This window comes from Streptosporangium sp. NPDC004631 (assembly GCF_053601935.1).
On the sequence record NZ_JBSGCR010000045.1, the window covers coordinates 1 to 10,610 of the forward strand.

7 protein-coding genes are annotated in these 10,610 nt (G+C 71.7%); all 7 read right to left on the reverse strand.

Annotated elements, in window-relative coordinates; translation table 11 throughout:
- Positions 1-97: 97 nt before the first annotated feature.
- A complete protein-coding gene (locus tag ACWEF2_RS29455; protein WP_453819580.1) occupies positions 98-1,591 on the reverse strand; it encodes a tripartite tricarboxylate transporter permease in 1,494 nt (497 codons plus the stop codon).
- A 3-nt stretch (positions 1,592-1,594) separates the two neighbouring features.
- Entirely contained in the window at positions 1,595-2,206 is a 612-nt protein-coding gene (locus ACWEF2_RS29460; protein WP_453819581.1) for a tripartite tricarboxylate transporter TctB family protein, read from the reverse strand.
- The gene (locus ACWEF2_RS29465) at positions 2,206-3,483 is read right to left on the reverse strand and encodes an amidohydrolase family protein (protein ID WP_453819582.1); all 1,278 of its coding nucleotides are present in this window, start codon (positions 3,481-3,483) and stop codon (positions 2,206-2,208) included. Before ACWEF2_RS29465 ends, ACWEF2_RS29460 begins: the two co-directional genes overlap by 1 nt.
- Positions 3,484-3,891: 408 nt before the next feature.
- A complete protein-coding gene (locus tag ACWEF2_RS29470) occupies positions 3,892-4,647 on the reverse strand; it encodes an AfsR/SARP family transcriptional regulator (RefSeq protein ID WP_453819583.1) in 756 nt (251 codons plus the stop codon).
- Between the two features lie 59 nt (positions 4,648-4,706).
- Positions 4,707-4,895: a hypothetical protein gene (locus ACWEF2_RS29475; RefSeq protein WP_453819584.1), complete on the reverse strand. Its 189-nt coding sequence runs from the start codon at positions 4,893-4,895 to the stop codon at positions 4,707-4,709.
- Positions 4,896-5,020: 125 nt separating this feature from the next.
- Positions 5,021-9,169 carry an eCIS core domain-containing protein gene (locus ACWEF2_RS29480; protein ID WP_453819585.1) on the reverse strand — a complete coding sequence of 1,383 codons (4,149 nt, stop codon included), beginning with the start codon at positions 9,167-9,169 and terminating at the stop codon, positions 5,021-5,023.
- Positions 9,170-9,280: 111 nt separating this feature from the next.
- Positions 9,281-10,603, reverse strand: a complete 1,323-nt coding sequence (locus ACWEF2_RS29485; RefSeq protein ID WP_453819586.1) for a DUF6519 domain-containing protein — start codon at positions 10,601-10,603, stop codon at positions 9,281-9,283.
- Positions 10,604-10,610: the final 7 nt, after the last annotated feature.

Genomic DNA, 10,610 nt, shown 5'->3' on the forward strand with positions numbered 1-10,610 from the left:
CAGAACACCCACGGTGACCTCCACCGGGGAGACCTCCCGGTCACGGATCAACTCACCCACCCGGGCCAGCGACAATCCAGCGAGTTCAGACATCGGTTCAGGTCTCACTCTCGACGCGGCTGTCGCCGCGCACCAGATTCAGGGCGAAGACGCCGATCACCACGGCGCTGAGGACCATCAGGGCCAGCGAGATCGGACGGCTGAAGAAGATGGAGAAGTCACCCTGGGACAGGGACAGGCTCTGCCGGAGGCTCTTTTCGATCATCGGGCCGAGGATCAGCGTGAGCGACATCGGCGCGAGCGGGATGTCGAGCCGGCGGCAGGCGACGCCGACGAGGCCGAAGAAGAGCATGACACCGGCGTCGAAGACCTCGCCGCGCAGGGCGATCGAGCCGACGATGGCCATGACCAGGATGAGCGGGTAGAGCACCTTGTAGGGCACCTTGAGGATCTTCACCCACATCGGGATCAGCGGCAGGTTCAGGATGATCAGGATGACGTTGCCGACGTAGAAGCTCGCGATGACGGCCCAGGCGAAGTCCGGGTGCTCGCTGAACAGCAGCGGACCCGGGCTCAGGCCGTTCATCAGGAAGGCGCCCATCAGCACCGCCAGGGTGGCCGAGCCGGGGATGCCGAGCGTGAACAGCGGGATCATCGAGGCGCTGGCGTAGGAGTTGTTGGCGGTCTCCGGGCCGGCGACGCCCTCCACGGCACCCTTGCCGAAGCGCTCGGGGTGCTTGGAAACCTTGCGCTCCAGGGCATACGACAGGTAGGTGGGGACCGCGGCGCCGACCCCGGGGATAAGACCGAGGAGGAAGCCCAGACCGGTACCGCGGCCGATGGCCGGCATCGACTTGCCGACGACGCGCCACTCCGTGCGCTTCGCGACCCGCTGCGGCCCCTGCGCGCTGCCACCGCCGCCGAGGTTGAGCAGGATCTCGCTGACGCCGAACAGGCCCATCAGGACCGGCACGAAGTCGAGGCCGTCGAGCAGCTCGGGCATGCCGAAGGTGAACCGGGGCTCACCCGCGACCGGGTCGATGCCGACCAGGCCGATGAGCAGACCGATGCAGGCCGCGATCACCGCGCGCTTGAGGGACTTGCCGCCGAGTCCGACGACGAGGGTGAGCCCGAAGATCATCAGGGCGCAGAGTTCCGGCGGACCGAACTTCAGGGCCATGCTCGTCAGGGGGATGGCGAGCAGCACGAGGCCGAAGCTGGCGATGGTGCCACCGATGAACGAGCCGACCGCCGAGACGGCGAGCGCGGTGGCCGCGCGCCCCTTCTTGGCCATCTGGTAGCCGTCGATGCAGGTCACCGCGGAGGCGACCTCACCGGGGGTGTTGATGAGCACCGAGGTGATCGTGCCGCCGTACTGGGCGCCGTAGTAGATCGCGGAGAGCATGATGATCGCGGCGATCGGATCGAGCCCGATGGTCATCGGAATGAGCATCGCCGTGGCGGCCGTCGGCCCGACACCGGGCAGGACTCCCACCGCGGTGCCGATGAGGCAGCCGATCAGGGCGAAGAGCAGGTTGTACGGCTCCAGCGCGGTGCCGAGGCCGTCGATGAGGTAACCGAGGGAGTCCATGGATCACAGCCCCCAGATGCCGGTCTGAAGCTCAACGTCCAGCAGTTCGGAGAAGAGGTAGAACGAGCCGAGGCTGATCGCCAGCGCCAGCGCCAGCGCGTGGAGGACACGCATCCGCTCGACGACGGCCAGTACGAAGAACACGAGCAGGCCGATCGAGATCCGGAAGCCGAGGACGCTCATGAGCATGAGCGACACGACGAGCGCCGAGACGACGAGGACCGGGCCGGGAACGCCCCCGAACGGGGTGCGTGGTCTCTCCCGCGCCTCGCGGATCGCGACGTGGGTGACATCCGGGTCGAGGTCCGCGGAGGGACCGCCCGTGGTGTCGCCGGGGACGGGCGTGAAGGACCGCCCATCCGTGGCGGGCGGACGGGAGCCGTCGACCTCAGGGGCCGGGTCGTCCGTCGCGGCCTCGGCCGCGACGTCGGGGGCGCGCACCAGTTCGACGGTCAGGGCCACCGACAGGGCCAGCAGGAGACCGCCGACGACGAGGGGGAAGAAACCCGGGCCCGGACCGAGGTCGGTCCAGACGTCACGCTGCAGCGAACCGATGATCGTCGCTCCGGCGAGGGCGACCAGCAGCAGGCTCAGGAAGCGGGGAACCCTGGTCATCAGGGTGCCTCTTGGTCTGCAGTGTCCATCGCGTGACGCGTGGCCGGTCCGGTGAGCCGGCCGCGGTGGACGAGCCGGCGCCCGGCCCGGAAGACGTCGAGCTCACCGAAGAGCGGCTCAAGGCCGACGGAGACGTCGCCGTCGGCCAGGACCAGGTCGGCGAGCCTGCCGACCTCGATCGTCCCGTGGTCCGCGTCGATCCCGAGAGCCGTGGCGGCCCGCCCGGTGACCGAGTGGATCACCTCGGGGATCGTCATCGAGATCTGGGAGGTCAGGAACGACATCAGGTGCGGCAGGTCGTCGAAGGGCGTCATCGTCATACCGGCGTCGGTGCTCGCGACGAGCTTGACGCCCGCCTCGCGGAAGTTGCGCAGCACCTGAATGCGCTTGTCGCGCAGGTCTCGCTGCTGGAGCTGACGCGGGGTGAGGAACCCGTCGATGGCCTGCTCGGTGCGCCACCGTTTGGCCATGCCGAGGCTGATCGGGATGCCGGCGTCGAGGATCTGCCCGGCCAGCTCGGCGTCGAAGCGGATGTCGCCCTCGGCGTCGAAGAACTGGACGTGCTCAAGGCGGTGAATGCCGGCCTCGACGGCGTTGCGAATGCCGGGGGTGCCGTGGACATGGGTCGTGACCCGGATCCCGCCGCGCTCGGCCTCCTCGATGACGGTGCGAAACTCCTCGACGGTGTACTGCGCGAGGGCCGGGTTCGAGCCCATCGTCGACCCGCCGCCGGTGCCGAAGAGCTTGATGAAGTCGACGCCGCGCTTGACGAGCGTGCGGGTCGCCTTGCGCAGTTCGGCGACGTCGTCGGCCTCGATCGAATACCAGTGAAAGTGCCCACCGGTGATCGAGATGCCGAGGCCGGTCGTCATGATCCGCGGGCCGAGGACCGAACCGGCGAGGATCGCGTCGCGCACGTCGAGGGTGACGTAGTCGCGGCCGCCGCAGTCGGCGAGCGTCGTGACCCCGGCCCGCAGGGCGTCCTGCGCGTGGCTCAGGACCTCCATGGCCAGGCGTTCGGTGCTGACCTGGAGGGGGTCGTAGCGGCCCGGACGCTCCGGGTCGGCGCACAGGTGGACGTGGCTGTCGATGAAGCCGGGAAGCAGGGTCCGGCCGGTACCGTCGATGACCTGGCTGACCGTCACGTCCTGCGGCTCCGCGGACGCGTCGCCGACCCAGCCGATCCGCCCGTCGGTCACGTGCACCGACGAGGCGGCGCGGGCGGTGCCACCGGTCCCGTCCAGAAGCGTCACGTTCCTGATGGCAAGGGTTGACATGGGGTACTCCAGGTTCTTCTGTGCGCATCGGGGATTCGTTTGGGTGACCGTATGGCGCGCCGAAAGAACGGGCCAGACACGCCCGGTATGACATTTGGGGTGACCCCCGAGCGGACCCGATCAGCCACGGTCACACCGGGGCCGTCCCCCGGGTCTCCCCTGGAGGCGTCGTGGCAGAGCCTATGCGGCCAAAAGCGGTCCGGAATCCACAAAAGTCCTGCTCAGCACGGGCCGGGCCGTGCTCCGTGAGCGGCTCCGCACCGGACGGCTACGCTCCTCAGGCGGGCCCGTACCCGGCTGGTCCCAGCCTCGGCCGTCACCCGCCACATCGCCCTTCTCACATGAGCGCACCGGCGAGATGCCCGGCGAGGGCGGGCCGGGGTCGAGCGGTCTTGGACCTGCTCCCGCTCAGCGCGGCACCACAAGGTCGACCAGGCGCAGGAACTCGGGGGTCGGCCGGACCCTGATCTCCCGCCAGAGCAGTTTCTTGAACGCCTGTACGGCACGGACCGCCTCGGCGAGGTTGCCCTCGGCGAGGTGGATGCGGACGACCAGCCTCTGGGAGCTCTCCCGCAGCGGCTCGTACTCGACGGCGCTCAGCGCGAGGTCCAGCGCCCGGCCGTAGGCGCCGCGGCCGAGCTGCTGCTCGGCGAGGGCCTCCAGGGTGTGCAGCTGGAGCTGGCGGACGCGCTCACGGACGACGACGACCCATTCGTCGTACCAGCCGGGCAGCAGCACGCCGTACGGCGGCGGCCAGGGGCCGTCCGCCTCGGCCTGTCCCGGCTGTCCCGTGTGCAGCCGCCTGCTCAACGCCTGCAGCTCGTCGACGTCGACCCGGACGCGCGGGTGCAGTCGCATGGAGGGGCCACCGGCGACGATCAGCCCCGGGCAGGCCCTGCCGGCCCGCCACAGGGTGGTGCGGAGGTCGGCCTGCGCGCGTGCCTCCGTGGAGTCGGGCCACAGGCTGCCTGCGGCGAAGTCTCGGGTCGCGGTGCCGTGCAGACCGAGGAAGGCGACCAGCCGCCGGGCGCTGTGCGGCAGGTCGCCCCACCGCGCACCCGCCGTTTCGCCGCGTGCCGACACCTCGAAGGCGCCCAGCAGACGCAGGCTGGCTGACCCCTCCGGCCGCGCATCGTACGCCGCGACAGCAGGTGTGCTGTCCATCGGGCGCCCCTCCCATACACGAACGGGTTCCATGGTTTTATGCTGCCAAGAGAAGGCTGTCAATAGAGCGCCACTTCGGCCAGCCATTCTCGGAGTTTTTCGACGACTTCCTGCTGACTGGCGGTCACGAAGGAGACGGGAGGCGCCTCGGAATTCAGTCCGGAGACCATGATTCGGGCACGAAACCGGTCATGGCCTGGCCCTTCGAACCAGACTCTGACCACGAACAGGTCCGCCCGCTCGTCCATGAACCCCACCTTGCACCGGCCATATAACCCATTCATCACCGTAACATTTGCATTTATCCGAGTAACGCTCCGGCGATAGTCGTACGACGTCCAAAAACGTCCCTCTTTGCGAAATTCAGTACGGCTCAGCCGTATCTGGTCAGTTCCGGATGACGGCGCAGCGCCTCCCAGGTCTTGCGGTCGGGGCCGTAGCCGTCGGCGCGTGACCCGTCCTCACCGCGCTCGCGCATGACGGCGCGGAGTTCGGCGACCAGCGCGTCCCACTGCGTGTAGAGCGGCCTGAGCCTGTTGAGCGCCTGGATGACGGAGATGACGTCCGGGCCTCGATACCACGGCGGATGGTCGAGTTCCCTGCGCACCTCGGCGAAGATCGCCGTCTCGCGCTCGCGCAGCGTCAGCGCGGCGGGGATCAGGCTCTGAATCCTGGCGTTGCGCTCCTCCGCCGCCTGGACGTCGGGGGTGGGCCCGATCGCGGCTGCGGGCCTGGCCGCCGGTTCGCCCGGCGCGAGCGCCGCTTTCAGCCTGCGCAGCTCGGCGCGGATCTCCGTCTGCTTGCCGCCGATCCTGCGCAGCATCTCGGCCACCGCCGCCACATCGGAGAACTGCTCGGCTGCGGCCGTGATGGCCCCGGCCGCCTTGGCGAGCCTGGCGTTGTCGGCGTTCAGGCCCGCCTGAGCCTCCTCGAAGGCTCCGGCGGCGGCGCGGGCCCTGAGCCGGGCGACCCGGTCACCCACCACGACGGTCTCGAACGTCTCCCGCTCCTTGGCCAGTTCGGACGGCCAGTCGTAGCGCACGCCGCCCTCGGCCTGGCCCTGCGGGCGGACCACCGCCTGCACGGCGTCGGACGCCTGGTCGTTCTCGGCGGCGTACTGGGCGAGCGCGCGGCTCATCGCCTCCCGGTCCCCGCCGCCGGCGGCGATCCTGCGGCCCAGTCGCTGCCACTCCTGGAAGCTCTGGTTCACCCGGCCCCGGAAGGCGCGGTCCCATCTGCCCCGCTCCCGGGAGGCCGCCGCGATGGCTCCGAAGTCGTCGTCCGACAGCTTCATCCCGATCACCTCGGTGCGGGACTGCAGCAGCTTGGTGCCACCGGTGACCAGCCCGATCGCACCGGCGATGGGCGTCTTGTCCGCGGCCGAGGCCAGTGCGCGGGCCGAGGCGCCGAGGTCGGTCTCCGACGTCGTGGTGCTGACGTCACCCGTGGCCTTCTTGTCGGGGCCGACCGCGGCGGTGACGGCCTGCTCGGTCCGGTAGCCGAGCTTGGGACCCGAGGCCACCCCGACGTCGATGCCACCGCCGGAGGATCCGGTGAACTGCCTGCGCCTGCCCTCGGCGTCGGCGACCACCTTCTCCGCGTAGGCGTGGGTGGTCGATATCGACGCCTCCGCCCCGGCGATGCTCACCTTGGGGGTCAGCGTCGTCGACCATCCGGTGCTGAATCCGGTGCCCTCCACCCTGGCCGGGTCCAAGGAGGCGAGAGCGCCCAGCCCGGCGGCGTCGTCGACCGCGAGTATCCGGTCGAACCTGGGCCGGTAGTCCGGATCGCCGGGGTTCAGGCGGAAGGTGACCGATCGGCCCTCCGATGTCCTCCTGCCGTAGCCGAGGCCGCCGCCCACGACCCCCGAGGAGCCGGACGCCCCGATGGACCCGGCGGTCTCCGACACCACCTCGACCGTGACGAGCACGGCCCCGTCCTTACGCGCCACGGTGCGCTTGAGCGACCTGCTCCTGCTGTAGGAGACCTCGGCGCCGACGGGCGACCTGCCCGCCGAGGTCGCGCCGAGGGAGCCGCCGGCGCCCTTCTGGACCTCCAGGGTCGCCTGGTCGCCCTCGGCGAGCCCGGCGGCCTCCCCGGCGGACGACGCGGCGCCCAGGGTGGTGAGCAGTCGCCGCGCCTCGGCGACGCCCCCGCGCGCGACGAGATCGACGACCCGCAGTTCCTTCTCCGCGCCCCCAGCCCCCTCGCGGGCCAGATCCCCGAGGTAGCGTCCGGTCTCCTCGGCGGTGAACCGGTGGACGAAGGTGCCGGTTATCGACCCGGTGAGCGACACCGACCCGCTCGCCGTACCCCTCTGCCCCGCTCCACCGCCCAGTGTGCCGGACGCGCCGACCGTGATGGTCACCGTCAGCTGGTAGCGGGGCGGATCCGCCCCTTCCACCCGCGTGGCGTTCACCACCACCCGGGCGTTGCCGGCGATCGACCTGGTCGTGGTGAAGCCCTTGCCGTACGCCGTGGTCCGCTGCGCGCTCGCCGACCCCAGCCCGCCGACCCCCTCAGGGCCCGCGACGACTCCGCCTCCCGCCTTGTAACCGGTCTGCGTCCCCTTCTGGAGGTTGCCCCCCTCGTCGAAGGTCCCCCGGGTGACGTCCCTGCTCCCGGTGACCGCCAGGTTGCCCTCCCCCCGCGTCACGGCCGTCCCGGTCGCGCTCCTGGTCCCGGCACCACCGCTCTCCTGGAACCGCTCGGTCTTGGACGAGACCTCCCCCCACCCCGCGGTGGTCGCCGTCGTCGTCACCTTCCGCCCGGCCCCGCCGCTCTCCTCAGCGGTCCGCCTCCTGGTCACCTTGCCGAGGTCCCCCGAGGTCTCGACACTCGGCTTCTCTCCCCCGAGAGCCGCCGCCTTGGGCGCTTCCGCCTTGGGGACCGCCGCCTTGGGCGCTTCCGCCTTGGGAGCCGCGATCCCCGTCTTCTGCGGAGCGGTCACCTGCGGCGGCGTGTCCGGTTTCGGCTTGGCCTGGGGCGCCTGGGGCGCCTGGGGCCTCGCCTGTGCCCTCTGAATGATCTGAGCGTCGGCCTCCCCCGCCTCTCCCCCCTCCGCCTGCGGTGCCTCCGTGTTCCGCGGCGGGGGCGCCTGCGGTTTCGCCGGGGCCGGGGATGCTCCGGAACCGCCGGGCGGGGCCCCCTCGGGCCGGGTGGGGCGGCGTTTCTCGACGACGGGTTCGGGTCCCGGCGGCTTGGGCGGAAGCTTCTTGATCGCCTCCAGCGCCGGGGTGGTGTTCGACGGGACGTGTTCGCGCAGCGGGTCCTTGGCTCGGGCGGTGCCGGTGGTGGCACCGGCCACGCCGAGCTTGGCCGCGCAGTGCGGGCATATGTTGGAGCTCGCGCCGACCGCGACGAGCTTGAGGCCGTACTTCGCGGCGTGGGCGGCCAGGCGCGCCTCCGCGTCCTTGAGCGCCTGCTGCGCCGTACGCCTGCGCTTCAGCCCGTCCTCCCCGGCGGTGTCCCCGCCCTCGTGCTGGTCGACGAGGTGCGGACCGGACGTGGGCGCGACCTCGGGCGCCTTGGTGGACGCGGGATCGGTCTTCGGCACGACCCCCGACGCGGGTACCGGCTCGGACTTCGGTGCGGACTCGGGCTCGGGCTCATGGGCGAGCGCGAGTGCCGACCCGGGCGCGGGTGTGGGCGCGGAGGTCACGGCCGGGGTGGGCGTGGCGGGGGTGGGCGTGGCGGGGACCGGGGCGGGCTTGGAGCCCGGCGCGGGTACGGCCTGCGCGGGCGCGGGTACGAGGGTGAGCTTGGGCTTGGGCTTGGGGGCGGGGGGCTCCGGCTTCTGGCGTGTCCCGCGTACGGCCTTGACCCACTGTTCCTGCGGTCCCAGGTCGACGAGCTTGCGGCGGTTGCCCTTGGTGGTGGTGACGAGCTGGTGGAGGTTGCCCTCCTCGTCCACGGCGTAGCCGATGGCGACGGTGACGTCGCCCCGGATGGACCCCTCGGCCGCCGCGCGCCGCTCTTCGGGGGTGCGCGGGTCGACGGCCGCCCCCTTCCCCTCCTTCTCCGCCTGAACGGCCTTCGCCGCCTGGGCCGCCTCCCACCGGTCGAGGCTCTTCCGGACGACGCCCTCCATCAGCTCGGACGCCCGCAGGTCGGCGGCGTCCTGGAATTCCCTCAGCCGGGCGTACGCCGCGACGTCCTCCGGGTTCGCGGGACCGCCCGTCTCCTCGGCCATGGCCAGGCCGACCGCCGCGCTTCCGCGCACGACCGCGGGACCGGTTCCCTGGGCCGCAGCGTGGGCCGCGGCCTCAAGTCCGGCATGGCGGGTCGGATGCGGACCCGCGCCGCCTCGCTGCTGGATGACGTGGGCCAGCTCATGGGCGAGCAGGTGCCTGCCGTCGGGAGTGTGCGGGGCGAACCTGCCGGGGCCGAACACGATCTGCTCACCGACGGTGTACGCGCGGGCGCCCAGTTCGCGCGCCGACCGCGCGGCCGGGCCGTCGGAGTGCACTCTGACCTCGCTGAGATCATGCCCGAACCGTTCCTCCATGGCCGTGCGCGTCACCGGGTCCAGCTGCTCGCCCCGCCGGGCTAGCTCCCTGCGCGCGGCGGCCGGGACCCGCGGGGGGACGGGCCCGGGGCGTCTGGCGCGCTCGTTGACCGCCATGACCGGCCGTCACAGGCCGCGGGTGAGCGGGAGGGCGAACGACGTCCGCCAGCCGGTGACCCCGTCGCCCTGGACGACGGCCAGCGGCGCGTAGTGGTAGGCCACGCCGTGCGGGCCGCTGCCCTGCGGGTGGCGCCAGATCACGTCGCCGAGCGTACGGCGGGCGGGGAAGACCCAGTAGTCGCCCGTACGGTACCGGTGCGGATTGCCTCGCTCGCCGGTGAGGAACCGCACCTCGACACCCCGCTCCAGCGGGATCCATCCCGCGTCCCTCCTGGCCGCGGACGCCTCGGTCACCGGGACGGCCCCGTCGGGGGACTTGTCCGGCGGCGTGTGGTCCCAGCGGCGCAGGTACGGGTGGCGTCCACGCTCGGTCGGGGGCGGCGGCGCGTCCAGGGTCACGGTCGACAGGTCCACGTCGAGGTCGACCACCTTGCGCAGCGGCGGCGCGGGGCGGGGCAGGCCGAGCTCACGGCGGAGCGAGACGGCGTCGTCCACGATCTCCACCCACTGGCCGATCTCCAGCGTGGTGTGCCGGTCGCGCCCCAGGCTGCTCACCTGGACCACGGGCCCTTCACGTGCCAGGATCGGGTAGATCACCGAGCCGTTATCCCGTGACCAGGCGAAGCTCGCCCCCTCGCGAGCCGTACCCCCGCTGCGGATCTCCACCCGGTAGAGCTGGTTCTCCCCGGTGTACTCGGCGTCGGACGGCGCGGCGCACGGGTCGTCGTCGGCCTCCTGCGGACGCCTGGCCCGCACCTGGAGCACTCCCGTGTGCTCCATCGACGCGGCGGCGGCGATCCACTCCTGGACCCAGGTCTCCAGCGACACGTCGCCCGCCGGCACGGGTACGGCGCGGACCTGCCAGACCACCTGGGCGCGGCTGCTCGTGTCGGGGTGGTGCAGGCCGAGCGCGGGTTCGTGCAGCCAGGGGGCCTCCACCTCGGTGACGTGCCGCTCCCAGACCTTCAGGTACACCAGGTACCTGCCCCTGGGCAGCTTGTCGTCGCCCGCGACGTCCATCACGGCGTGCGGCTGCCTGGCGTAGGAGGTGCCGGCCGGGTTCTCCACCCCGATGCCGTCCACGTAGTAGCGCCCCGCCCCGATGGTGAAGTCGGCCGCGGACGGGTTGTCGACGGCGAAGCCCAGGTGCGGCCCCGCGGGCCCGGCGTAGGGCCCCATCAGGTCGGCCAGCGCGCCGCGCAGCCGGTGCAGCAGGATCGCGGCCTGCTCGTTGCGGTTGGCGTCCAGACCGACCCTGCCCTGCAGGTCGAAGACCATCGAGTAGTTGCGGTCCGGTGAGAAGGTGATGTTGGAGAAGTCCCCGTGCACGGCTGCC

What these genes read in the sequence shown, in the direction of transcription:
- ACWEF2_RS29455 (WP_453819580.1), bottom strand. Translation starts at nt 1,591, where the DNA reads ATGGACTCCCTCGGTTACCTCATCGACGGCCTCGGCACCGCGCTGGAG.
- ACWEF2_RS29460 (WP_453819581.1), bottom strand. Translation starts at nt 2,206, where the DNA reads ATGACCAGGGTTCCCCGCTTCCTGAGCCTGCTGCTGGTCGCCCTCGCC.
- ACWEF2_RS29465 (WP_453819582.1), bottom strand. Translation starts at nt 3,483, where the DNA reads ATGTCAACCCTTGCCATCAGGAACGTGACGCTTCTGGACGGGACCGGT.
- ACWEF2_RS29470 (WP_453819583.1), bottom strand. Translation starts at nt 4,647, where the DNA reads ATGGACAGCACACCTGCTGTCGCGGCGTACGATGCGCGGCCGGAGGGG.
- ACWEF2_RS29475 (WP_453819584.1), bottom strand. Translation starts at nt 4,895, where the DNA reads ATGGACGAGCGGGCGGACCTGTTCGTGGTCAGAGTCTGGTTCGAAGGG.